The organism is Streptomyces sp. NBC_01381 (assembly GCF_026340305.1).
Classification (GTDB): domain Bacteria; phylum Actinomycetota; class Actinomycetes; order Streptomycetales; family Streptomycetaceae; genus Streptomyces.
On sequence record NZ_JAPEPI010000001.1, the window covers coordinates 4,107,558 to 4,129,591 of the forward strand.

A 22,034-nucleotide genomic window follows, 5' to 3' on the forward strand; every position below is an offset into this window, starting at 1 on the left:
ATGGCCACGGACGAGACGCCCGGGAACGACAACCGGCGCAAGGAACTGCCCGCCGAGGTGCCGAGCGCGCCCGTGGAGCCGGCGGACGACGCCGCGCCCGCGCGGGGCGAGCAGCAGCCGTTGAAGGGCCGTCAGCGGCTGGTGGAGGCGCTGTGGCCGCCGCGTGTCACGCGTCCCCAACTGATCGTCGCCCTGCTGCTGTTCGTTCTGGGGCTCGGCCTGGCCATCCAGGTGCGGTCCAACAACGACAGCAGCGCCCTGCGCGGCGCACGTCAGGAAGATCTCGTACGCATCCTCGATGAACTGGATGACCGTACGCAGCGTCTGGAAGATGAGAAGCAGCGTCTGGAGGATCAGCGCACCGGGCTCGAGAACAGCTCGGACCAGGCCGAGGAGGCCCGCAAGCAGACGGTCGAGAAGGAAAGACAACTCGGCATTCTGGCGGGCACCGTGGCAGCGCAGGGTCCTGGCATCACGCTGACCATCGATGACAAGAAGGGGTCGGTTGAGGCGGACATGCTGCTCGACGCCATTCAGGAGCTGCGCGCTGCGGGGGCCGAGGCCATCCAGATCAATGACGTGCGCGTGGTGGCAAGCACCTACCTGTCGGACACGGACGGTGGTGGCGTACGGGTGGACGGCCGCAAGGTCGGCAAGCCCTATCGCTTCAAGGTGATCGGCAAGCCGCAGGACCTCGAGCCGGCGCTGAACATCCCTGGTGGGGTGGTGCAGACTCTGGAGAAGGAGCAGGCCACGGTCACCGTGGCGCGAGCGGAGAAGATCGTGGTGGACGCCTTGCGACCCGCGAAGCGGCCTGACTACGCTCGGTCGTCCTCCCAGTGAGGCGGGGGCGCATGGGGGCCGTCCGGGGAGGGCATGAGGTTGCGGGGGGTCGGCGCACTGTAAGCGTGGTGCGTGGTGGAAACTGTTTGGCGGGTACGGACGTTGTGAGGATGTCTGGTACGCCGATGTACGCCGGTGTGTGCAATCAGGGTTCGTCCTGCCCCACGGGCGGGTCTGTTTCGGTCAAGGGGAATCGCCCGTGAAGTTGTTTGAGAAGTTGTTCGGCAAGCGTTCGCGCGAGGACAGCGGCAATCCCGCCACTGCCCGGCACCGTGCGCCGCGCCATGGAGACGCCGCCGAGGACCAGGGCGGCGAGCGCCCGATGTTCCGTGATCAGGTCGGTGGTCCTGGCGGTGACATTTCGGGCGGACAGGGCGCGTCGTCTGTTGACCCTGCCGGTGCGGGCCGCATAGGTTTCGGAGAACCGTCAACCTCAAGTACGGGTGGAGGGTTTACCCCCGGTCCGTACGCATCGAATGCCCCCGCGGGGCAGCCGCGGCAGGAGGATCCGTCCATGGCCCTGGTGTGTACGAGGTGCGGGAACCGCAACGCCGACGCGAGCCGGTTCTGCTCCAACTGCGGCGCGCCGCTGCGGGCCGGGGCCGCCCCGGAGCGTCCGTCCGAGACGACCTCGACGATCTCCATCTCGGGCCTCGAGGCCTATGACGCGGAGGTGACGGGGCAGACCGCCTCGCCCGCCCTCTCGCCGGAGGCCCAGGCCGCCGTCGACGCGTTGCCGCTCGGCTCGGCGCTCCTCGTGGTGCGCCGCGGTCCGAACTCGGGCAGCCGCTTCCTCCTGGACGGCGAGCTGACCACGGCAGGGCGTCACCCGCAGAGCGACATCTTCCTGGACGACGTGACCGTGTCGCGCCGCCACGTGGAGTTCCGTCGCGTCCAGGACGGTTCCTTCACCGTCGCGGACGTGGGCAGCCTCAACGGCACATACGTCAACCGGGAGCGCATCGACTCCGTCGCGCTGTCGAACGGCGACGAGGTGCAGATCGGTAAGTACCGGCTGGTCTTCTACGCGAGCCAGCGGAGCGTCGGCATCTGACCCTCCCCCGGACTTCGTCCGGGTGCACCCTCAGGAAGGTCCATGCTTCAAACACCGAGGGGCGGTGCCGGGAACGGCACCGCCGCCGAGGACCGTCGGCTGATGAGCATCGGCGCCGTCCTGAACGCGCTGCGTGACGAATTTCCCGAGGTCACGATCTCCAAGATCCGATTCCTGGAGTCGGAAGGGCTCATCGAGCCCGAACGCACGCCGTCCGGGTACCGGAAGTTCGGCCCGCAGGACGTCGAGCGGCTCGGTCACGTCCTGCGGATGCAGCGGGACCACTATCTGCCGCTCAAGGTCATCCGGGAGCACCTGGACGCCCTGGAGCGCGGAGAAGCGGCCCCGCTGCCCTCCCTGGGGCAGCCGAGAGAGCCCGGCGACGTCTGGGGCCCCGGCGAGGCCGAAGGGCCCACGGCGGCCCGCGTGGGCCGGGCCGAGCTGCTCGCGGCCGCCGAGATCGACGCGGAGCAGCTCGACGAGTGGGAGACGTACGGGCTCATCGCGCCGTTGCCGGAAGGTGGTTACGACGCCGAGGCCGTGACGGTCGCCGCCCTGGTGGTCGAACTCGGCAGGTTCGGCATCGAACCGCGCCATCTGCGGGCCATGAAAACCGCCGCCGAACGCGAGGCCGGCCTCGTCGACCAGGTCGTGGCACCCCTGCGGAGGCACCGTAATCCGCAGACCAGGGCCCATGCGGAAGCCCGTACGAAGGAACTGGCGGGGCTCACCGGAAAGCTGCACTCTGCACTGGTGCAGACCGCTCTCGGGGTGCGGTTGCCCTGACTCAAGAGGTGCCCGACTACCCAAACCTGCCGGGCACGTCCTAGGGTTGCTGTGTGAACGAGCTCGACGTCGTAGGTGTCCGGGTCGAAATGCCCTCTAACCAACCGATCGTGCTCCTGCGTGAAGTGGGAGGCGATCGGTACCTCCCCATCTGGATCGGACCAGGGGAGGCGACCGCGATCGCCTTCGCACAGCAGGGGATGGCGCCCGCACGGCCGCTGACCCACGACCTGTTCAAGGACGTGCTGGAGGCGGTGGGTCAGGAGCTCACCGAGGTGCGCATCACGGACCTGCGCGAAGGGGTCTTCTACGCGGAGCTGGTCTTCGCCAGTGGAGTCGAGGTGAGCGCCCGGCCGTCCGACGCCATAGCGCTTGCGCTGCGCACCGGAACGCCGATCTACGGCAGTGACGGGGTCCTGGACGACGCCGGCATCGCCATTCCGGACGAGCAGGAGGACGAGGTGGAGAAATTCCGCGAGTTCCTCGACCAGATCTCGCCCGAGGACTTCGGCACCAACAGCCAGTGAACCGATGCCTCCGGAGGGTCCCGACGGACCATTCGGCTAGCCTTTCCCGGCGGTGAGGCGCGGCAAACCACTCTTAGGGTGATTATCACTCGGCGTGCCGAGTGTGGCGATCGTTGACGAGCCCCTGGCGACTGCCTACCGTCGGGAAGGCAGGTCAAGGACGGAGGTCGGCGTGAGAAGCAGCGGCGACGGTACGGCGATGGGCGGACCGTATCCGCTTCACGGCAGCACGGCCGATCACTCTCCGAGGCGGCCGATGGCGGTTCAGGGGAGCGGGGACGCTACGTCCGGGCAGACCGAACAGGAACAGATCGGGTACCGAGGGCCGACCGCGTGTGCGGCCGCCGGTATCACGTATCGACAGCTCGACTACTGGGCCCGTACGGGGCTCGTCGAGCCCAGTGTGCGGTCCGCGGGCGGGTCGGGGACCCAGCGGCTCTACAGCTTCCGGGACGTCGTCGTCCTGAAGATCGTGAAGCGGTTCCTGGACACCGGTGTGTCCCTGCAGAACATCCGGACCACGGTCCAGCATCTGCGCGACCGCGGTTTCCGGGATCTGGAGCGGATGACGCTCATGAGCGACGGTGCGACGGTCTACGAGTGCACGTCGCCCGACGAGGTCCACGATCTGCTCCAGGGCGGGCAAGGGGTCTTCGGGATCGCCGTGGGCGTCGTGTGGCGGGACGTGGAAGCGGCGCTCTCGCAGCTGCACGGGGAGCGCATCGACACCGGGGAGACGCTGCTGCGTCAGAACCCCGCCGACGAGCTCGCGCGGCGGCGTAACCGGGCCGTGTGAGGCGGTTGGGGCAGCGCCGTCGGCCTTGGGTTCGGGGTGGCGGTTTCGGGGCGTTGTCAGTGGCGTAGGGCAGCATCAGAAGTGTGAGAACCGCGCCCACGATTCTGCATCTCGACATGGATGCCTTCTACGCGTCTGCCGAGCAGGCCGCGAAGCCGAGTCTGCGCGGGAAGGCCGTGGTGGTGGGCGGGCTCGGGCCGCGGGGTGTGGTGGCCACGGCTTCATACGAGGCGAGGAAGCTCGGTGTGCACTCGGCGATGCCCATGGGGCAGGCGCGGCGCCTCGCGCCGAACGCCGCCTATCTGGTGCCGCGCTTCGGGCTCTACCGGGAGATCAGCGAGCAGGTGATGGCGCTGCTGCGTGAGCTGTCTCCGCTGGTGGAGCCGCTCAGTCTGGACGAGGCCTTTGTCGACTTGGAGGCGGGCGGCGTGGCCGACGACCAGGCGTCGGCGCTGGCCGTGGGGGAGCGGTTGCGCGCCGACATCAAGACGGTGACCGGACTTGCCGGGTCGGTCGGGCTCGCCGCGTCCAAGATGCTGGCGAAGATCGCCTCGGAGGAGGCCAAGCCCGATGGGCTGCGGCTGATAGTTCCGGGGACCGAGCGGGAGCTGCTCGCGCCGATGTCCGTGCGGACGCTGCCCGGGGTCGGTCCTGCCACCGGGGACCATCTGCGGCGGGGTGGGATCACGACGGTGGGGGAGATCGCGGAGGCGGGTGAGGACGAGCTCGTACGGCTGCTCGGGAAGTCGCACGGGAGCGCGCTGTACGCGATGGCGCAGGCGCGGGACGAGCGGCCCGTGGTGGCGGAGCGGGAGTCCAAGTCGGTCAGTGTCGAGGACACGTACGACGTGGACATTCACGACCGGGTGCGGGTCAGGGGCGAGGTGGCGCGGCTCGCCGACCGGTGTGTGGAGCGGTTGCGGGCTGCCGGGCACTCGGGGCGGACCATCGTGCTGAAGGTGCGGCGGTTCGACTTCTCGACGCTGACACGGTCCGAGACGCTGCGGGGGCCCACGGACGACCCTGGGGTGGTGCGGGAGGCTGCCGCGCGGCTGCTGGAGTCCGTGGACACCACGGGGGGCGTGCGGCTCCTTGGCGTGGGGGTCACGGGGCTTGCGGACTACACGCAGGAGGATCTCTTCGCGCAGGCTCGGGCCGACGGGCTTGAGCGAGGGGAGGGCGAGGCTGCCGGGGCCGTGACTGAGGTCGAGGGCGCGGCGGAGGTCGAGGAGGCGTCCGTCGAGGAGGTACCGCTCGGTGCGCGGCGGTGGGCCGCGGGGCACGATGTGCGGCATGCCGTGTACGGGTGCGGGTGGGTGCAGGGGAGCGGGCTTGGGCGGGTGACGGTGCGGTTCGAGACTCCGGGGTCGGTGCCGGGGCGGGTGCGGACGTTTCGGGTCGATGATCCGGAGTTGGTGGAGGCGGAGCCGTTGCCGCTGGTGGCTCCGCCGGAGGGCGGGGCTGGGCAGTGCCCCTCGGGGTAGCGGTGCTCGGCAGTGGGCGTTGTGCCCACCCTTCCCCAAGCTCTCGGCTTCGCTCGAGCAGGGGAGACCCCACTCGCCCTGCGGAACGCCTGCCCACAACGAGGCGGTCGGGCCGGCCGGGGAAGCGCCGCGTACGGGGGAGGGCGCGGCGTCAGGGGTCTTTGTCTGCGGTGTTGCCGAAGTTCTGGTCGGGGGGTGGTGGGGGCGTGATGTCCAGGCCGTAGTGGTGGTAGAGCTGGAGTTCCTGTTCGGGGGAGAGGTGGCGGCCTACGCCGAAGTCGGGGGCGTCCTTGATCAGGGAGCGTTCGAAGGGGATGCGCAGGGTGCCCTCTCCCGTGACCTCGCTGGGTTCCAGGGGGACGAAGGCGTCACGGCTGAACAGGCCCGTGCGTATCGCGGCCCACTCCGGGGCGCCGGTGGCATCGTCGAGGTAGACCTCGTCGATCGTGCCGATCTTGGCCCCGTCCCGGTCGAACGCCTTGCGGCCGATCAGGTTGCGCGGATCGATGTCGGTCTGCACGGGCCCTCCAACTGGTCGCAGTTTGTCGAAATGGCGCGTAACTCATCATTATTCGCTTGTCATCACTACGAAAGAGCACATCGGGGCATGCGGCCACTCGAGGGATCGGGCGCGGTCCTCGCTGGTACGCTGGCGGTGGCTGCTGACCCCGTGCGGGAGAGCTCTCCGGGAGGTGATTCCGGAGGCGCCGAAGGAGCAAATCCTCCCCGGAATCTCTCAGGCACCCTGTACCGCACGGACGAGGTCACTCTGGAAAGCAGGGCGGGCGTCGGGCGGGCACGTTCGAGACCCTTCCTCACCGACGGTGAAAGCAGATCTGTCCATGGGCGGATCTGTGAAGCTCTCAGGTTGAGATGACAGAGGGGGAGGCCGTCCGGGCACCCGCGCCGTGGTGCCCCTCGCAGGTCGCGTCAGACCAGCGTCAGACCAGGAGGCCTCCGCAATGACCGCCACCCCTCGCATCCCGCTCTCACAGCTTGAGCAGGGCATTCCCTTCGAGCAGCGGCACATCGGCCCCGATGCCGAAGCATGCGCCAAGATGCTCGCGCAGGTCGGCTACGGCTCGCTCGACGAGCTGACCGCCGCCGCGGTGCCGGATGTGATCAAGAACGCCGAGGCGCTGAATCTGCCCGGGGCGCGCACCGAGGCCGAGGTCCTGGCCGAGCTGCGCTCGCTGGCCGATCGGAATCAGGTGCTCGATTCCATGATCGGGCTCGGCTACTACGGGACCTTCACGCCGCCCGTCATCCTGCGGAACGTCATGGAGAACCCTGCTTGGTACACGGCTTACACGCCGTACCAGCCCGAGATCTCCCAGGGGCGGCTCGAGGCGCTGCTCAACTTCCAGACCGTCGTCGCCGAGCTGACCGGACTGCCCACCTCCGGTGCCTCCCTGCTCGACGAGGGGACCGCCGCCGCCGAGGCCATGGCCCTTTCGCGGCGCATGAGCAAGGTCAAGGACGGCGTTTTTCTTGTTGATGCCGATGTGCTGCCGCAGACCATCGCCGTCATTCAGACCCGTGCCGAGCCGACCGGCGTCGAGATCGTCGTCGCCGATCTGAGCGACGGCATCCCGGCCGAGGTCGCCGAGCGCGGTGTCGTCGGCGTACTGATCCAGTACCCGGGTGCCTCCGGTGTCGTACGCGACATCAAGGCGGTCATCGAGCAGGCGCACGAGTTGGGGGCCGTGGTCTCCGTCGCGGCCGATCTGCTCGCCCTGACGCTGCTCACCTCGCCCGGTGAGCTCGGTGCGGACATCGCGGTCGGCACGACGCAGCGGTTCGGTGTGCCGATGGGCTTCGGCGGGCCGCACGCCGGATACATGGCGGTGCGCGAGAAGTTCGCCCGCAGCCTGCCGGGCCGGCTCGTCGGTGTCTCCGTCGACGCCGACGGCAACAAGGCCTACCGGCTCGCGCTGCAGACCCGTGAGCAGCACATCCGCCGCGAGAAGGCGACGAGCAACATCTGTACGGCACAGGTGCTGCTCGCCGTCATGGCCGGGATGTACGCGGTCTACCACGGGCCCGAGGGCCTCAAGTCCATCGCGCGGCGCACCCACCGCTACGCGACGCTGCTGGCCGCCGGCCTCACCGCGGGCGGGGTCGAGGTCGTGCACGGCGCGTACTTCGACACGCTGACCGTGCGGGTGCCCGGCAAGGCCGAGGAGCTTGTCTCCGCGGCCCGCGAGGGTGGCGTCAACGTCCACCAGGTCGACGCCGACCACGTCTCGCTGGCCTGCGACGAGACCACCACGCGCAAGCAGCTGACGGCGATCTGGACCGCGTTCGGGGTCGAGGCGGACATCGAGGCGCTCGACGCGGCGACCGAGGACACCCTGCCCGCCGGTCTGCTGCGCTCCGACGCGTACCTGACGCACCCGGTCTTCCACCAGTACCGCTCCGAGACCGCGATGCTGCGCTACCTGCGCAAGCTGGCCGACCGTGACTACGCGCTCGACCGCGGCATGATCCCGCTGGGCTCCTGCACCATGAAGCTCAACGCGACCACCGAGATGGAGCCGGTCACCTGGCCCGAGTTCGGGCAGCTGCACCCCTTCGCGCCCGCCCAGCAGGCGCAGGGCTACCTCACCCTCATCCGTGAGCTGGAGGAGCGGCTCGCCGAGGTCACCGGGTACGACAAGGTCTCGCTGCAGCCCAACGCCGGTTCGCAGGGCGAGCTGGCGGGTCTCCTCGCGGTCCGTGGCTACCACCGGGCCAACGGCGACGAGCAGCGCACCGTCTGCCTCATCCCGTCCTCCGCGCACGGCACCAACGCCGCGAGCGCCGTGATGGCCGGCATGAAGGTCGTCGTCGTGAAGACCGCCGACGACGGCGAGATCGACGTCGACGACCTGCGCGCCAAGATCGAGAAGCACCGCGACGAGCTGTCGGTGCTTATGATCACGTACCCGTCGACGCACGGCGTCTTCGAGGAGCACGTCGCCGACATCTGCGCGGAGGTGCACGAGGCCGGCGGGCAGGTGTACGTCGACGGCGCCAACCTCAACGCGCTGGTGGGCCTTGCCAAGCCGGGGCACTTCGGCGGCGACGTCTCGCACCTGAACCTGCACAAGACCTTCTGCATCCCGCACGGCGGCGGCGGTCCCGGCGTCGGCCCGGTCGGTGTGCGCGAGCACCTCGCGCCGTACCTGCCCAACCACCCGATGCAGCCCGCCGCGGGTCCCGAGACGGGTGTCGGACCGATCTCCGCCGCGCCGTGGGGCTCCGCGGGCATCCTGCCGATCTCCTGGGCGTACGTACGTCTCATGGGCGGCGAGGGGCTCAAGCGCGCCACGCAGGTCGCGGTGCTCTCCGCGAACTACATCGCCAAGCGGCTCGAGCCGCACTTCCCGGTGCTCTACACCGGTCCCGGCGACCTCGTCGCACACGAGTGCATCATCGACCTGCGGCCGCTGAGCAAGGAGACGGGCGTCAGCGTCGACGACATCGCCAAGCGGCTCATCGACTACGGCTTCCACGCGCCGACCATGTCGTTCCCGGTCGCCGGGACGCTGATGATCGAGCCGACGGAGAGCGAGGACCTGGTCGAGATCGACCGGTTCTGCGAGGCGATGATCGCCATTCGCGCGGAGATCGAGAAGGTCGGCGGCGGCGAGTGGTCCGCCGACGACAACCCGCTGCGCAACGCGCCGCACACCGCGGCCGCGCTGAGCGGCGAGTGGGAGCACGACTACAGCCGCGAGGAGGCCGTCTTCCCGGCCGGTGTCGTCGCGGCCGACAAGTACTGGCCGCCGGTGCGCCGTATCGACCAGGCGTACGGCGACCGGAACCTGGTCTGCTCCTGCCCGCCGCTGGATGCGTACGAGGACTGATGCACGAGGACTGATACGCGGTCCAGCACATGCGTCGGGGCCGGTCCGGAGATTGCTTCTCCGGGTCGGCCCCTTCGTTCGTTGTCCGTGCCGTGATGCCGCCGCGTCAGGCGGCCGTCATGATCTCGTCGGTGCCCAGCGGTCGGTGCGGGGCGATGATCTGGCCGTCCGGCAGCAGCTCACCGGTGTCCTCGAAGAGCAGGACGCCGTTGCACAGCAGGCTCCAGCCCTGCTCCGGGTGGCTCGCCGTGAGGAGCGCGGCTTCCCGGTCGGCGGAGTCGGCTGTCGGGCACGGTGGTTGGTGCTGGCACATGGAAGGGTTCTTTCGCTGCGATGTGATGGCTGTGACGTCTGTCCTGCGGCTCGATGCGGTGTTCATGACCGCCCCCCGTGGTTAGTCGGTCCGATCCCAGTGTTGCCCTACGGGCGTCATTCCGCAGGGATTTAGCGGCAGCGCTCCTTACTGCTTAATGACGTATCACCCGCCCGGACGGTTCAGCTCAACTGCACTGTCTCTTCGGGTGGTTCGGGGTGGTCATACCGGGCTAGTCCGTATGGGCAGCGGACAGCGCCGTGCCCCGCGGCCGGTCGGGCGGCGGGGCACGGGAGGTGCGGCGGCGTCAGGCGGGTGAGCCGAGCAGCGGCGCGGGGGTCAGGCGGTGGGTGAGGACCTTGAGCAGTTCGGCGGCGTGGTGCGGGCGGTGGGCCGCGATGCCGGGCGGCGCGGGCGCCAGCGGTACGAGGATGTCGGTGGCCGAGAGATGGCCGCCCGCGCCGTCGGCCGTGCAGTCGCCGTGCAGCCAGAGCGTGAGCATGTAGAGCTCGGGCACGGACAACAGGCGTGGCTGGTACGGCAGGGGCATCTTCTCGGCGTGGCGCAGGGCGCGCTCGGTGGCCGCGATGTACGGGCCCTCGAAGAAGTGCGAGAACGTCCACCCGTCGGGCGTGAGCATCGTGTCGGCCGCGGCGACAGCTCGCTCGCCGCAGCGGATCAGGAAACGCCACCCCGCGAGCCGGGTGGGAGTGCTGCCCGACGGGGTGATCCGGTCCAGGACGTGGACGGGCAGCGGAAGTTCGGGGGTCACCGGTCCCTGGGCGGAACGCAGGGACGGGGTGCGGGCTTCGCGTACGGCGGTGGGTGAACCGAGTGCCGCGAGGACGCTGCGCAGGGCGGGCGCGGGAGCCGGGGGGACTTGCAGCGGCATGGTGGGTCGCCTCTCTCATTCGACAGGCACGGTGGATCGCGGGCAGGTGCGGACGACGCTGTCTGCTCTGGGGCCAGAGGGGCGGGGGCAGGGGGACCGCGAGCGCCAACTCTCTGCCTCGTTCGCGGAGTTTATACGACACGTGTTCAGACGGTGTTTCGTCTAACCGCGCCCAATATTGCTCGCAAGTCGATTGTCGGTCGCCCTTCTGCGGGATTCCTCCCGATTCTGGATGTGGGCGCCCCTTCTGACCTCGGCTCACTTCCGTGACGCGGACGGCCGATTCTCGTCGGTGTTTTTCACCAGACACGGGTGCGGCGATTTTCTGGTGTGTGTCATGCCGCGCGAATGTGCCGTGTGACGACCCTCGTCGAGCGTACTGGGACGGGGGCATGTGCGGGGCGTTATCGATCACATTGCAGGGCATCATCCTCCGAGACGCAGCGGCCGGATCATTGGCTGCCCATCAGAGGAGGGGACGCTTCGATGGGGGAGAAGGTCGTGGCAGGAACGTTTGACCTGTCCGAGCGGAACCGGTACCGAAGCAAGCTCAGGGAGTGTCTCGCGGGACTGCGGAGGCTGTTGGACGAGGAGCGGTTCGACCGGCCCAAGAATCTGATGGGCGTGGAGATCGAGTTGAATATCGCGGGGCCCGACGGGATGCCGAGAATGATGAATGCGCAAGTTCTCGAGCGCATCGCGAGCCGCGACTTCCAGACGGAACTCGGAATGTTCAATCTCGAAGTCAATATCGCCCCGCACCGATTGGGCGGCCGGGTTCTCGACCGCCTCGCCGAGGAGCTGCGCACCGGCCTCGCCTATGCCCACCGTAAAGCGAACGAGGTGAACGCCGGCATCGTCATGATCGGCATTCTGCCGACCCTCGCCCACCACGATCTGGTCTCCGGGAACCTCTCCGACGTCGACCGCTACGCCCTGCTGAACGAGCAGATCGTGGCGGCGCGCGGCGAGGAGTTCGCCCTGGACATCACCGGCGTGGAGCGGCTGACCTGCACGTCCACGTCGATAGCGCCCGAAGCGGCGTGCACCTCCGTGCAGTTGCACCTCCAGGTCACCCCGGGGCGGTTCGCCGATGTGTGGAACGCGGCGCAGTGTGTGGCCGCCGCACAGATCGCCGTGGGCGCCAACGCGCCGTTCCTGTTCGGCCGTGAGCTGTGGCGCGAGTCCCGGCCGCCGCTGTTCCTGCAGTCCACGGACACCCGGCCGCCCGAACTGCAGGCGCAGGGCGTACGGCCGCGTACCTGGTTCGGGGAGCGCTGGATCTCGGACGCATACGAGCTCTTCGAGGAGAACCTGCGGTACTTTCCGGCGCTCCTGCCCCTCATGGACGACGAGGACCCGCTGGAGGCGCTCGACGACGGCCGTGTGCCGAGCCTTGCCGAACTCGTCCTGCACAACGGCACCGTCTACCGCTGGAACCGCCCGGTGTACGGCATCGCCGACGGCGTCCCGCATCTGCGCGTGGAGAACCGCGTCCTGCCCGCCGGCCCCACCGTCACCGACGTCATCGCCAACGCCGCCTTCTACTACGGCCTCGTACGGGCCCTGGCCGAGGAGACGCGGCCGGTGTGGAGCCGGCTGCCCTTCGAGGCCGCGGCCGACAACTTCGACACCGCGTGCCGCCACGGCATCGAGGCCCGTCTGAAGTGGCCGCGGCGCGGCAGATACGGCGGGATCGTCGAGGTGCCCGCGGTCTCGCTGGTCCGCGACGAACTGCTGCCGCTGGCCGCCGCCGGGCTCGACGCGTGGGGTGTGGAACCCGCCGACCGGGACTTCTACCTCGGCGTGATCGAGGAGCGGTGCAGGCGGCGGGTGAACGGGGCGTCCTGGCAGGCGGCGACGTACCACCAGGCACTGGAGACCGGGCTCGAACGCGAGGCCGCGCTCGCCGCCACCACGCGTCGCTACGCCGAGCTGATGCACTCGGGGGACCCGGTGCACACCTGGCCGGTGGGGCTGCCCGAACCCGCCGTCCTCAGCTGAGGAGCCGGGGGTTCAGCCCTGGCTGCCCGCCTCCATGATGGCCTTGAGGATGACCGCGTGGATCTGTGCCGGGTCGTCGACCTGGTGACCCGATCCGCCGGTCGCCTCCGCGATCTGCTTGACCTCTTCCTTGTCCGCGTTCGGGCCGACGGCGATCGCGATGAGCGGAACACGGCGCTTGGGGTCGGTGAGCTCCTGCAGCTGGGAGATGAGGCTGCTGCGCGAGATGGAGCCGGGGTCCTGGTTGGCGCCGTCGGTGAGCACCACCAGCGCGTTGAACTTGCCGTTCGCGTACGTCGACGTCGCCTCCTTGTACGCGGCGAGGGTCGTGTCGTACAGACCGGTCGCACCGCCCGGTATGGGCTCCAGATCGCTGAACGCCTCGGAGATCTTGTCCCGTTGGGTGCCGTCGCCCTTGCGGTCGCCGAGCCGCTCGGTCGGCACGAGCTTGCGGTAGTCGCGCTCGCCGTCGAGCCCGGTGGCGAACTCCCAGAGCCCGATCTCGTCCTCGTCGGTGAACCCCGCGAGCGCCTGCAGGAGCGAGGACTTGGTGACCTCCATGCGGGTCTGCTCGCGGCCCGGCACCCACTCGCTCATGGAGTCCGACACGTCGACGACCGTGCTGAGCCGGGCACTTTGGACCGTGATCGTCCACATGCCGAGTGTCTCCTGGAGCTGCTTGTCCGATGGCTGCTCGGCCGCCTCGTCCGTGTACGGCTGCGGCGTGCGGCCGCCGGCGGCCGTGACGAGCTTCTCCGACACCTGCTCGGGGTCGGTCCTGAAGCCGTTCTTCTCCAGGATCGCGCGCCCGTCGTCGTCGCTGAACAGCGTCATGAAGCGCAGGGCCGCCCGGCTCTGGTCCGTGGAGAGACGGTCCTCCTCGACCAGCGTGTAGGGGTAGTCGAGGCGCGGTGAGCCGTCCTTCGGATAGAACATGTCGAGGCTGTTCTCCTCGCCCGCCGACGCGTTGTGCCGGAAAGCGGCCTGCTCGGAGAGGATCAGCGCCTGGTTGCGGCGCGGGTTGCCCTGCTCGGTGCCCGAGCCGTCGCGGGCCAGCGTGTCCAGGAGCTGGCCGTCGCTGTCGGCGGTCCGTGCGGACAGCGCCTTGGCCATGCCGGCCGCCTGGGTGTCGCCCTCCGCGCCGCCCGACTTCTTTGCCGACGCGCTCAGTTTGGCGAGGGCCAGCAGCCCGGTCGCGCTGCGCGCCGGGTCGGCGGCGCCGAGCCGCAGCTTGTCGCCCTTCATCGCAGCGCCGGCCAACTCCGGCCAGGCGTACGTCTTCTTGGGCCAGCCAAGGGACTCGGCGGCGGACGGCACCATGGCCATGCCGACCGGTGACGACGCGATGTTCCCCGCGGGGGCCACCTTGGTCTGCTTGCCGCCGAGCCCGACGCGCTGCACCCACAGGTCGGAGTCCGGCACCCATACGTCGTACTCCGGATCGCCCTTGCCCGCCCGGAGTTCGTCGGCCACCTTGTACGAATCGCGGGCGGTGACGCGTACGTCGATGCAGTGCCCGTCGGACATGACCTGCTTCTCGCGGGCGTCGTCGGCGGCCGCGCGCAGCGCGGGGGAGATGTCCGGTGCGGCGACGACATTCAGCCGGACCGCGTCCTCGCTGCACGATCCGCCGAAGGAGAGCAGGTCGCTGCGGACGGCGAACGCGGTGCCCGCGGCGACCGCCAGGACGAGCGCCGTCGCGATGGCCACGGTGCGGCCGCGGGTGCGCGGTCGTGGGTCGGGTGCGACCGTTCCGTGCTCATCGGGCAAGCTGTGACGTCCCATGGCGGTGGTGCCTCTCCTTGAGTGATGAAGCAAGGAAAGAGGAGGTGGCATGACCGCAATCGGCGTCCGTCCCCCTCGGCCTGTCGCGCACGATCTTCGTAACTTCTTTCGAGACCCTAGCGGGGCGCGGGTGAGGATGAGGCGGGATTACTCAACTGGAGGCGCAGTGCAAGCGGAGCCCGGGTCGTTGGCTGGTTCTTTTCGACCGGAAGAGCCATCGCGGCGGATCTTCCGGGACGAGACGCTGCTCGTCCTGGCGCTCTCACTCGGCGCGAGCGGTGTGTCCGCGCTGATCAGCTTTGTCGGATCGGTCACCAAACCGGGCGGTCTGAAGGACCAGGCGGCGACGATGAACGCGTCGGCCGCGCCGGGGCGTCCCTGGCTTGATCTCGCGTGGCAATTGTTCGGAATTACGACCGCGTTGGTGCCCGTGGCGCTGGTGGCGCACTTTCTGCTGCGGGAGGGCGCCGGGCTGCGGACGATCGGTTTCGACCGGAGCCGCCCGTGGCCCGATCTGGGGCGCGGGGCGGCGATCGCGGCGGTGATCGGCAGCACCGGGATCGCCTTCTATCTGGCGGCTCGAGGGCTGGGGTTCAACCTCACCGTTGTGCCGGAGGATCTGCCCGACGTGTGGTGGAAGTACCCGGTCCTCGTGCTCTCCGCGGTGCAGAACGCGGTGCTTGAGGAAGTGATCGTCGTCGGCTATCTGCTGCGCAGGTGCGGGCAGTTGGGGTGGACGCCGATGGCCGCACTGGTCGGCAGCTCGGTGCTGCGCGGCTCCTACCACCTCTACCAGGGCATCGGCGGGTTCATCGGCAACATGGCGATGGGCGTGGTCTTCGTGCTGCTCTACCGCAGGTGGGGGCGGGTCGGTCCGCTGGTGGTGGCCCATGCGCTGCTGGATATCGGGGCGTTCGTCGGGTACGCGCTGCTCGCCGGCAAGGTGGGGTGGCTGCCGACGCCGTAGCGCGGCCGGCTGGGGACGTACGACATGGCTCCGTACGTCCCCGTCGTCCCGTCAGGCGTGCAGTTCGCCCTCGATGACCGTGACCGCGCTGCCCGTAAGGAGGGTGCGCTCGCCGCGCAGTTCGGTGCGGACGAGGCCGCTGCGGGCCGAGGCCTGCAGGCCGGTCAGTTCCGTGCGGCCGATGCGCTGGGACCAGAAGGGGGCCAGGGCCGTGTGGGCGCTGCCCGTCACCGGGTCCTCGTCGATGCCGACGCGCGGGAAGAAGCAGCGGGAGACGAAGTCGTAGCCGCGGGTGGGGTCTTCGGCGCGTGCGGTCGCGATGATGCCGCGCTCGGAGTGCTGGACGAGAGCCTTGTGGTCGGGGGTCAGTGCGCGCACCGTCTTCTCGTCGGCGAGCTCGACGAGCAGGTCACCGAGGTGCGCTCCGGTGTCGTACGCGGTGAGGGGCTGGGCGCCCAGGGCTTCGGCGACGCCGTCGGGGATCTCGGCCGGCGTGAGCGGGGCGGTCGGGAAGTCCATGGTGATGGTGCCGTCGTCGTGCGCGGTGGTGATGAGGACGCCGCTGCGGGTGGCGAGGCGCACGGGACCGGTGGCGGCCGCCGTGGTGTGCAGGACATGGGCGGTGGCGAGGGTGGCGTGGCCGCAGAGGTCGACCTCGGTGGTGGGTGTGAACCACCGCAGAGCCCAGTCGGCTTCGCCGTGCGGGGGGAGGCGGTGGGCGAAGGCCGTCTCGGCGTGGTTGATCTCTGCGGCCACGTGCTGGAGCCAGGCGTCGTCCGGGAAGGCGTCGAGGAGCAGGACACCTGCCGGGTTGCCGGCGAAGGGGCGGTCGGTGAAGGCGTCGACGACGCGAATGCGGTGAGAGGTCGGCATATTGACGACGCTAGCGGGCCAATGTGGGGGCAGGCCAAGGCCAATTGCGGGTGGGTGGCCCGATTGGCCCCTTCGTCGATCACGCCACGCCTCGCGTCCCGTGCCCGGCGGGCAGAGGCTGGAAGGGAGAGGGATTCCTTGGGCCCGGAAGCGGGCCCGCAGAGGAGGAACCATGACGGCGACTACGCGGGACGACACTCCTGTCGCGATCGAAGGCGGCGGTGTGGAGCTGCGGATGCGGGACGTCGGGGGTGACATGACCGTCGCGTTCGCCCGGCTTCCGCAGGGCACGAACATGGCTCCGGTGCTCACCGGAATGCCGGACGGCCTGTGCCAGTGTCCGCACTGGGGGTATCTGTTCAAGGGGCGCCTGAAGATGCGGACGGCGTCCGGCGAGGAGATCTACGAGGCAGGCCAGGCCTTCTACTGGGCGGCGGGCCATGCTCCGGAGGCGCTGGAGGACTGTGAGTACGTCGACTTCTCGCCCACGAAGGAGTTCCACGAGGTGATCGACTACGTCAAGGCCCAGATGGGCTGACCTTCGGGTTTCCGGGCCAGGAAGGTGACGATCATCCTCTTGGCCCCGGGGTCGGGCTGCTCCACCAGCCTTGTCGTGACGGTGAGTCCGGCCCGCTCAAGCAGCGCGGCGATGCGTTCCGCGGGCAGCAGATGGGACTCGTAGGACCATCGAAGCCGCCGCGAAGTTCAGGTGCGGATGCCGCTGCCGGGCGAGCTCGACCATCTTCGGGGACAGGTCGATGCCGAACGCCGTGGGCCCCAGGGCCGCCAGATACCCGCCAGATACGCCGTGACCTTGCCGGGGCCGCAGCCAAGGTCCGCCGGGTCCTTGACGACTTCCGCGTAGTCGGCGGCGACGGTGTCGTACGACGCCCGGACCGCCGCGAGGTAGGGGGGCTCGGGCATGCGCCGACTCTAGGGCGGGGCTGTCCCGTCTCAGTTGATCTGGATCCTGGCGTATGCGTACTGGCTGTCGTCTCAGTTGATCTGGTCTGCTTCCTACGGTTCGAGCCGGCCTAGTGGAAGAGCGCCCGAGAGATGACCATGCACGATGACCAAGTGGACCTGACCACCGAAACCGTTTCGGCTTTGATCGAGGAACAGTTCCCTCAGTGGAGCGGCAAGGCGATCCAACTCGTGTCGTCGACCGGGACGGTCAACGCCATCTTCCGCATCGGGAACGACCTTTCTGCGCGTTTCCCACTGCGTCTGGCCGATGCCGCCGAGGCGCTGGCGGTTCTGGAACAGGAAGCCCAGGCGAGCGCGGAGCTGGCGCAGGTGTCTCGGTTCCCCGCCCCGGAACCCGTCGCCTTGGGAGAGCCTGGAGCGGGTTGCCCCATGCCGTGGTCGGTCCAGACATGGCTGCCGGGAACGGTCGCCTTTGATGCCGACCCGAGTGGGTCGGACGCTTTTGCCGAGGACCTTGCGGCATTCATCGCAGCTCTTCGGGAGGCCGAGACGCGGGGGCGGCTCTTCAGTGGCGAGGGTCGTGGCGGCGTTCTCACTCACCACGACGATTGGATGGCGAAGTGTTTCGAGGAGAGCGAGGGGCTGCTCGACGTGCGCCGGCTCCGCCAGGTGTGGAGCCATTTTCGGGAGTTGCCACGCACAGGTGCCGACGTGATGAGCCATGGTGACTTGATTCCCGGCAATGTACTGGTCGCGGGAGGCCGGCTCAGCGGCGTACTCGACACCGGCGGCTTCGGCCCGGCCGATCCCGCGCTGGATCTGGTCAGTGCCTGGCACCTGTTGCAGCCAGGCCCGCGGGAAGTGCTCCGGCGGGCATTGGTCTGTGACGATCTGGAGTGGGAGCGCGGCAAGGCGTGGGCGTTCCAACAGGCGATGGGTGTTGTCTGGTACTACGTCGAGAGCAATCCGCCGATGAGCAGACTGGGGCGCCGGACACTCGACCGCATTCTGGAGTCGATGGAGTGATGCCGCCCCGGTTATGGGCCGTGATAGAGACGATCGCTTGCCGCCCCACCGACAGCTCATGCTGATCTCGGGCGGGGGTCTGCGGTCTTGATCATTCGTCATGTCATCGGTCGAGGCCGGCACATTTGGGTCGTTGAACCCAGCCCAGCCAGCCAGGTCTCCGTCGTATGTAGTGTGCGGACATGACAAGAAGCGAGCGGCTCGCGGAGCAGGTGGACTGGTACTGGCACAAGAACCTGCGGCCGCGGCTGGACGGTCTTACCGATGAGGAGTACTTCTGGGAGCCGGTGCGTGGCTGCTGGAGCATCCGCCCGCGTGGCACGTCGGCCGCACCGATGTCGACAGGTTCGGGGGAGTGGGCGATGGACTTTGCGTCCCCTGGCCCGGTGCCGGCGCCGGTGACCACGATTGCCTGGCGGCTGGCGCACATCATCGTCTCGTGCCTGGGCTATCGGGTCGGATGGTACTTCGGCGGTCAGGACGTCGACTCCGAGACATTCGCCTACGCGGGGACCGCTGACGAGGCTCTCAAGCAGCTCGATGAGATGTATGGGAGATGGAACGCGGGGGTCCGCGAACTCTCGGACGCTGACCTGGAGAATCCGCCCGCGGTGGGTCCCGAGCGGTTTCCCATGGAGAACAGGGTCCTGCACGTCAACAGGGAGCTGATCCATCACGGCGCCGAGATTTCCCTGCTGCGCGACCTCTACCGCTGGCACGACGGAGCCGCGCCGACTCCGTGACGCTCCGTGGCTGCGAGCTTCAGTGAAGCTGCGCCCTCTTGAAGTAGCTGGTCAGGGTGGTGGCGTGAGGGCCGTTCGGGGTGGTCATGCTGGTGTTGGGCGGATGTCTCGGGTGTAGCTCATCTGTCAGCGGGCTCCTTCGAGCGGGTGTGGTAGTCGAGGCGGCCGTCGTCGTGGTCCTCACGCTCGTCCTGTGTTTCGTCCGCTTCCTCGCCGTCGTGAGGCAGCAGGTCTTCTGCCTGGGCCGGCACCGGTTCGGGCTTCGGCGGCCGAGGCCCACTTCCCTCAGCGGCGGCTTTGGTCCGGGCAGCGACCCGCCGGTCGCGCCGGGACGGCCGTGCGGACCCAGATCCAGTTGGCGTCGTAGAGGTCGCGGTGGATCTCCCACAAGTTCTTCTTGCGGGCGACCCCGGAGGGCTGGCGTCGGAAGGGGCCCAGGTCCGCGCAGTCGTAGATCCGGTGGTTGATCTTGATGCCGTAGGGGCCCACGTAGCCGGGGAGGAACTGGCAGAACATCGTGGCCACCGATTTGAGCGTCCGCTCGATATGGGGCTTCTCCGCAGGCGAACGAGGGTGGCAGGGCTGGAAGTTGATCTCCAGGGTCCGGCAGGCGGCTCTGAAGTTCTCCGAGATGAAGGCCTTGCCCCGGTCGCAGACTGGTAGTCGGCCGCACGACCGCGGCGGCGATGGTGCGGGTGGCGACATCGACCAGGCGGCAGAGTTCGACCCTGCTGGGCGCCTCCTCGTCGAGCCGCATCAGAACGTTCAGCGGGGTGGAGTCGATCTGCATCAACTCGCCCGCGGCCGCGACCCGCTCGTAACGGAAAGGCCCTTCCGGCTGGTTGGCCAGGGACTGGCGGGTGCGGGCCGACCCGGTCACGGGGACGCCGCTGGAGAACTTGGTGAACAGGCGGTAGAACGTCGCCCGTGACGGCATCTCCACCACGTCCTCGCCGTGCTCGGCGGCCAGGACGCGGCCGGTCCGCCAGCGCGCGTACTCGATCGTGCGAGTGGAGGCCGGGATGCTCTCGGCGATGGCCTGACGCATCGCCGCCACCGCCCGAGGATCAGCCCGGCCCAGCAGCGAAGCGCGCGGGGCGAGACATCGGTCCACCACCGCGGCGACACCGCCGGCCTCGTAGCGCTGCCGCTTGCGCTTGACGGTCCGCGCACTGACCTCTGCACCCCGCGCGACCGGTTCCGCGGCCTTCGCCCGCTCCCCCTGCGGAGCATCCGGCGGCAGACCGGTCAGGGTCTCGATCAAGTGGTGCTGCCACCACAACGCCCGCTTCGCGGCCTCTTCCGGGAGACGGTCCAGCAGTGCTGCCGCGCCCAGCGCGGTCCGCTCACTGGTGCCCAGGACGGCGAAGTCCACGGCCGCCTGGAGATGAACCTGATCGACCAGCATGCTGCCGGTAGCGCGCCAGCCGGCGCAGATTCGCTTGGAACGGCTGCCCCAAATCCCCGACCAGCCGGAACTGCCACCCCACCGTCGTGCAAACCCGTGCGGTGAACGCGAAGACCTCGGCGGCCTCCTCGTCGACGAGGCTCTCCGGCCGCACATCGACCAGCACGCCGGTGCGGTCGGCCAGCCGTGCGAAATGGTCCGGGGTGTGCTGACGATCCCGTTCGCCATCCCACCAGGCCAGGCTGAAGGGCTGTGAGGCCAGGGAGATCACGGAAGGGTCGAAGTCCAGGGCCATCGCGGCGTCCCGCTCCACCCGCGACTCGTAACCCCCGCGAGGTCGCGGGGCCAGGTCGGCGAAGGCAGGACTAGGGCGCCCACAGAAGAAGGGGCTTGCCGACAGAACAGTTCCGATATATCGTTGACGCATCGCGACTGATCAACGACAAGGCGGTTGATCGATGGCATCAAAGGAGTGATGGCGATGCGTAACCACGGACATGAACACGAGCACGGGCGTGGCCACTGCGGCCCCGGTCGTGAGGGTCGGGGTGGTTTTGAGGGGCGGCGCGCGGCGTTCGGTCCCTTTGGCCCCGGCTTCGGCGGGCCCGGTGGGCCTTGGGGCGGCGGGCGCGGCGGCAGGGGTGGTCCCCGGGGCAGGGCGCGGCGCGGCGATGTGCGTGCGTCGATCCTGGCCCTCCTGAAGGACCGGCCGATGCACGGCTACGAAATGATCCAGGAGATCGCCGAGCGCAGCGGCGGGGCATGGAAGCCCAGCCCTGGTTCGGTCTACCCCACCCTCCAGCTCCTGGAGGACGAGGGCCTGATCAGCAGCGCGAGCGAGGGCGGCAAGAAGCTCTTCTCGCTCACCGACGCCGGACGCGAGGCGGCCGAGGAGGGTCCCGACGCCCCCTGGGAAGAGGCCGGGCGCGGGGTCGACTGGGAGACGCTGAACGAGATCCGGCAGGCCGGCTTCGGTCTGATGGAGGCGTTCGGCCAGGTCTGGAAGACCGGCAGCAAGGAGCAGCGCGAGAAGGCGGTCACGGTCATCAACGACGCCCGTAAGAAGCTGTATCTGATCCTCGCCGATGAGGACTGAGGCGGTGGGGGTCGATGACCCCGGCATACGCATAGAGGCGCCCCGCACATCAAGTGCGGGGCGCCTCTATGCGTATGCCGGGCGGGGTTCAGGTCACCAGGCCGCCCAGTTTGCGCAGCGACTCCGTCAGCGCCGCCGTCGCCGAGTCCTTGAGCTTGCCCGCCATCAGGGAGACCGCCGCGCCCGTGAACTCCCCGTCGATGCGCACCGTCGTCGCGTCCCCGTCGGGCGTGAGGCTGTAGCGGGTGCCGACGTTCACGCCCATCGGGCCCTTGCCCCGGATCGCCAGGGTGCGGGAGCTCTCCAACTCCTCGATCGTCCATGCGACCTCGGCCGGGAAGCCCATCAGTTTCATGTTCTCCGCGAAGGTTCCGCCGACCTCGAGCGTCGTGGGGCCGCCCTTGGGGAAGCTGGTGTGCGTGGCGTTCCATTCGCCGTACGAGGAGAAGTCGGTGAGTTGGGCCCAGACCTTCTCGGCGGGCGCCTCGATCCGTGCTTCCGCGCTGACTTCGGCCATGCGACGACCCCTTCTCGTTGGGCGCTGCGGCGGGCGCAGCTGCGGTGTCGCGGAACGTAGCCGCAGGGCCTCGAACATTCAATACTGATGAACCGTCAGGTCGGTGGCGGGGTGCGCCGATGCCGCCGGGATGCGGGTCGGG

Annotated in this window: 23 protein-coding genes and 1 riboswitch; of the genes, 13 read left to right on the forward strand and 10 right to left on the reverse strand. The window is 69.1% G+C overall.

The genetic code is table 11. The annotated features are described in order from the left end of the window. The 6 genes from OG453_RS19135 to OG453_RS19160 all read left to right on the forward strand — a co-directional run bounded on the left by OG453_RS19135 (nucleotide 1) and on the right by OG453_RS19160 (nucleotide 5,490). Entirely contained in the window at nucleotides 1–843 is an 843-nt protein-coding gene (locus OG453_RS19135; protein ID WP_266869928.1) for a DUF881 domain-containing protein, read from the forward strand. Nucleotides 844–925: 82 nt separating this feature from the next. Beyond that, nucleotides 926–1,897, forward strand: a complete 972-nt coding sequence (locus OG453_RS19140) for an FHA domain-containing protein (protein ID WP_266869929.1) — start codon at nucleotides 926–928, stop codon at nucleotides 1,895–1,897. Between the two features lie 42 nt (nucleotides 1,898–1,939). Further along, the gene (locus OG453_RS19145) at nucleotides 1,940–2,683 is read left to right on the forward strand and encodes a MerR family transcriptional regulator (protein ID WP_266869138.1); all 744 of its coding nucleotides are present in this window, start codon (nucleotides 1,940–1,942) and stop codon (nucleotides 2,681–2,683) included. Nucleotides 2,684–2,736: 53 nt separating this feature from the next. Beyond that, complete coding sequence (locus OG453_RS19150) at nucleotides 2,737–3,210, forward strand: bifunctional nuclease family protein (protein WP_006123076.1); 474 nt, start codon at nucleotides 2,737–2,739, stop codon at nucleotides 3,208–3,210. A gap of 172 nt (nucleotides 3,211–3,382) precedes the next feature. Further along, entirely contained in the window at nucleotides 3,383–4,006 is a 624-nt protein-coding gene (locus OG453_RS19155) for a MerR family transcriptional regulator (RefSeq protein WP_266869140.1), read from the forward strand. Nucleotides 4,007–4,089: 83 nt separating this feature from the next. Next, nucleotides 4,090–5,490: a DNA polymerase IV gene (locus OG453_RS19160; protein WP_266869142.1), complete on the forward strand. Its 1,401-nt coding sequence runs from the start codon at nucleotides 4,090–4,092 to the stop codon at nucleotides 5,488–5,490. A 151-nt stretch (nucleotides 5,491–5,641) separates the two neighbouring features. Here OG453_RS19160 and OG453_RS19165 read toward each other — a convergent pair whose 3' ends face one another. Further along, a complete protein-coding gene (locus OG453_RS19165; protein WP_266869144.1) occupies nucleotides 5,642–6,010 on the reverse strand; it encodes a PRC-barrel domain-containing protein in 369 nt (122 codons plus the stop codon). A gap of 143 nt (nucleotides 6,011–6,153) precedes the next feature. After that, a riboswitch (glycine riboswitch) is annotated at nucleotides 6,154–6,253 on the forward strand. A gap of 199 nt (nucleotides 6,254–6,452) precedes the next feature. Between OG453_RS19165 and gcvP the strand changes: the two genes are divergently transcribed. Next, nucleotides 6,453–9,341 carry an aminomethyl-transferring glycine dehydrogenase gene (gene gcvP, locus OG453_RS19170; RefSeq protein WP_266869146.1) on the forward strand — a complete coding sequence of 963 codons (2,889 nt, stop codon included), beginning with the start codon at nucleotides 6,453–6,455 and terminating at the stop codon, nucleotides 9,339–9,341. Nucleotides 9,342–9,447: 106 nt separating this feature from the next. On the opposite strand, the gene OG453_RS19175 is transcribed toward gcvP, so the two are convergent. Next, entirely contained in the window at nucleotides 9,448–9,654 is a 207-nt protein-coding gene (locus OG453_RS19175; protein ID WP_323178639.1) for a DUF5999 family protein, read from the reverse strand. A 307-nt stretch (nucleotides 9,655–9,961) separates the two neighbouring features. Continuing rightward, complete coding sequence (locus OG453_RS19180) at nucleotides 9,962–10,546, reverse strand: hypothetical protein (RefSeq protein WP_266869150.1); 585 nt, start codon at nucleotides 10,544–10,546, stop codon at nucleotides 9,962–9,964. A gap of 486 nt (nucleotides 10,547–11,032) precedes the next feature. Here OG453_RS19180 and OG453_RS19185 point away from each other — a divergent pair, with 486 nt between their 5' ends. Then, nucleotides 11,033–12,550 carry a glutamate--cysteine ligase gene (locus OG453_RS19185; RefSeq protein WP_266869152.1) on the forward strand — a complete coding sequence of 506 codons (1,518 nt, stop codon included), beginning with the start codon at nucleotides 11,033–11,035 and terminating at the stop codon, nucleotides 12,548–12,550. Between the two features lie 12 nt (nucleotides 12,551–12,562). Here OG453_RS19185 and OG453_RS19190 read toward each other — a convergent pair whose 3' ends face one another. Continuing rightward, complete coding sequence (locus tag OG453_RS19190; protein WP_266869154.1) at nucleotides 12,563–14,335, reverse strand: substrate-binding and VWA domain-containing protein; 1,773 nt, start codon at nucleotides 14,333–14,335, stop codon at nucleotides 12,563–12,565. Nucleotides 14,336–14,501: 166 nt separating this feature from the next. Between OG453_RS19190 and OG453_RS19195 the strand changes: the two genes are divergently transcribed. After that, nucleotides 14,502–15,302, forward strand: coding sequence for a CPBP family intramembrane glutamic endopeptidase (locus OG453_RS19195; RefSeq protein WP_266869156.1), 801 nt, complete (start codon nucleotides 14,502–14,504; stop codon nucleotides 15,300–15,302). Between the two features lie 51 nt (nucleotides 15,303–15,353). Here OG453_RS19195 and OG453_RS19200 read toward each other — a convergent pair whose 3' ends face one another. Then, nucleotides 15,354–16,175, reverse strand: a complete 822-nt coding sequence (locus tag OG453_RS19200; protein WP_266869158.1) for a PhzF family phenazine biosynthesis protein — start codon at nucleotides 16,173–16,175, stop codon at nucleotides 15,354–15,356. 172 nt (nucleotides 16,176–16,347) lie between these two features. On the opposite strand from OG453_RS19200, the gene OG453_RS19205 reads away from it, so the two are divergent. Further along, nucleotides 16,348–16,713 carry a hypothetical protein gene (locus OG453_RS19205; protein ID WP_266869160.1) on the forward strand — a complete coding sequence of 122 codons (366 nt, stop codon included), beginning with the start codon at nucleotides 16,348–16,350 and terminating at the stop codon, nucleotides 16,711–16,713. Between the two features lie 167 nt (nucleotides 16,714–16,880). Here the strand turns inward: OG453_RS19205 and OG453_RS45145 are convergent, their stop codons facing one another. Next, the gene (locus OG453_RS45145) at nucleotides 16,881–17,099 is read right to left on the reverse strand and encodes a hypothetical protein (RefSeq protein WP_323178640.1); all 219 of its coding nucleotides are present in this window, start codon (nucleotides 17,097–17,099) and stop codon (nucleotides 16,881–16,883) included. A 132-nt stretch (nucleotides 17,100–17,231) separates the two neighbouring features. Between OG453_RS45145 and OG453_RS19215 the strand changes: the two genes are divergently transcribed. Both OG453_RS19215 and OG453_RS19220 read left to right on the forward strand, forming a co-directional pair. Beyond that, nucleotides 17,232–18,128, forward strand: a complete 897-nt coding sequence (locus OG453_RS19215; RefSeq protein WP_266869162.1) for an aminoglycoside phosphotransferase family protein — start codon at nucleotides 17,232–17,234, stop codon at nucleotides 18,126–18,128. Nucleotides 18,129–18,310: 182 nt separating this feature from the next. Further along, nucleotides 18,311–18,871, forward strand: coding sequence for a DinB family protein (locus tag OG453_RS19220; RefSeq protein WP_266869164.1), 561 nt, complete (start codon nucleotides 18,311–18,313; stop codon nucleotides 18,869–18,871). A 119-nt stretch (nucleotides 18,872–18,990) separates the two neighbouring features. On the opposite strand, the gene OG453_RS19225 is transcribed toward OG453_RS19220, so the two are convergent. The 3 genes from OG453_RS19225 to OG453_RS19235 all read right to left on the reverse strand — a co-directional run bounded on the left by OG453_RS19225 (nucleotide 18,991) and on the right by OG453_RS19235 (nucleotide 20,574). Next, nucleotides 18,991–19,122: a hypothetical protein gene (locus OG453_RS19225; RefSeq protein WP_266869166.1), complete on the reverse strand. Its 132-nt coding sequence runs from the start codon at nucleotides 19,120–19,122 to the stop codon at nucleotides 18,991–18,993. Nucleotides 19,123–19,156: 34 nt separating this feature from the next. Beyond that, entirely contained in the window at nucleotides 19,157–19,396 is a 240-nt protein-coding gene (locus tag OG453_RS19230; RefSeq protein WP_266869168.1) for a hypothetical protein, read from the reverse strand. Between the two features lie 821 nt (nucleotides 19,397–20,217). Then, on the reverse strand, nucleotides 20,218–20,574 hold the full coding sequence (locus OG453_RS19235; protein WP_266869170.1) for a TnsA-like heteromeric transposase endonuclease subunit: 357 nt from the start codon (nucleotides 20,572–20,574) through the stop codon (nucleotides 20,218–20,220). A 186-nt stretch (nucleotides 20,575–20,760) separates the two neighbouring features. On the opposite strand from OG453_RS19235, the gene OG453_RS19240 reads away from it, so the two are divergent. After that, on the forward strand, nucleotides 20,761–21,375 hold the full coding sequence (locus tag OG453_RS19240) for a PadR family transcriptional regulator (protein WP_266869172.1): 615 nt from the start codon (nucleotides 20,761–20,763) through the stop codon (nucleotides 21,373–21,375). Between the two features lie 88 nt (nucleotides 21,376–21,463). On the opposite strand, the gene OG453_RS19245 is transcribed toward OG453_RS19240, so the two are convergent. Further along, the gene (locus OG453_RS19245; protein ID WP_266869173.1) at nucleotides 21,464–21,892 is read right to left on the reverse strand and encodes an SRPBCC family protein; all 429 of its coding nucleotides are present in this window, start codon (nucleotides 21,890–21,892) and stop codon (nucleotides 21,464–21,466) included. Nucleotides 21,893–22,034 lie beyond the last annotated feature (142 nt).

What these genes read in the sequence shown, in the direction of transcription:
- OG453_RS19200 (WP_266869158.1), bottom strand. Translation starts at nt 16,175, where the DNA reads ATGCCGACCTCTCACCGCATTCGCGTCGTCGACGCCTTCACCGACCGC.
- OG453_RS19245 (WP_266869173.1), bottom strand. Translation starts at nt 21,892, where the DNA reads ATGGCCGAAGTCAGCGCGGAAGCACGGATCGAGGCGCCCGCCGAGAAG.
- gcvP (WP_266869146.1), top strand. Translation starts at nt 6,453, where the DNA reads ATGACCGCCACCCCTCGCATCCCGCTCTCACAGCTTGAGCAGGGCATT.
- OG453_RS19180 (WP_266869150.1), bottom strand. Translation starts at nt 10,546, where the DNA reads ATGCCGCTGCAAGTCCCCCCGGCTCCCGCGCCCGCCCTGCGCAGCGTC.
- OG453_RS19215 (WP_266869162.1), top strand. Translation starts at nt 17,232, where the DNA reads ATGACCATGCACGATGACCAAGTGGACCTGACCACCGAAACCGTTTCG.
- OG453_RS45145 (WP_323178640.1), bottom strand. Translation starts at nt 17,099, where the DNA reads ATGCCCGAGCCCCCCTACCTCGCGGCGGTCCGGGCGTCGTACGACACC.
- OG453_RS19135 (WP_266869928.1), top strand. Translation starts at nt 1, where the DNA reads ATGGCCACGGACGAGACGCCCGGGAACGACAACCGGCGCAAGGAACTG.
- OG453_RS19240 (WP_266869172.1), top strand. Translation starts at nt 20,761, where the DNA reads ATGCGTAACCACGGACATGAACACGAGCACGGGCGTGGCCACTGCGGC.
- OG453_RS19220 (WP_266869164.1), top strand. Translation starts at nt 18,311, where the DNA reads ATGACAAGAAGCGAGCGGCTCGCGGAGCAGGTGGACTGGTACTGGCAC.
- OG453_RS19205 (WP_266869160.1), top strand. Translation starts at nt 16,348, where the DNA reads ATGACGGCGACTACGCGGGACGACACTCCTGTCGCGATCGAAGGCGGC.
- OG453_RS19175 (WP_323178639.1), bottom strand. Translation starts at nt 9,654, where the DNA reads ATGTGCCAGCACCAACCACCGTGCCCGACAGCCGACTCCGCCGACCGG.
- OG453_RS19145 (WP_266869138.1), top strand. Translation starts at nt 1,940, where the DNA reads ATGCTTCAAACACCGAGGGGCGGTGCCGGGAACGGCACCGCCGCCGAG.
- OG453_RS19185 (WP_266869152.1), top strand. Translation starts at nt 11,033, where the DNA reads ATGGGGGAGAAGGTCGTGGCAGGAACGTTTGACCTGTCCGAGCGGAAC.
- OG453_RS19190 (WP_266869154.1), bottom strand. Translation starts at nt 14,335, where the DNA reads ATGGGACGTCACAGCTTGCCCGATGAGCACGGAACGGTCGCACCCGAC.
- OG453_RS19235 (WP_266869170.1), bottom strand. Translation starts at nt 20,574, where the DNA reads ATGGCCCTGGACTTCGACCCTTCCGTGATCTCCCTGGCCTCACAGCCC.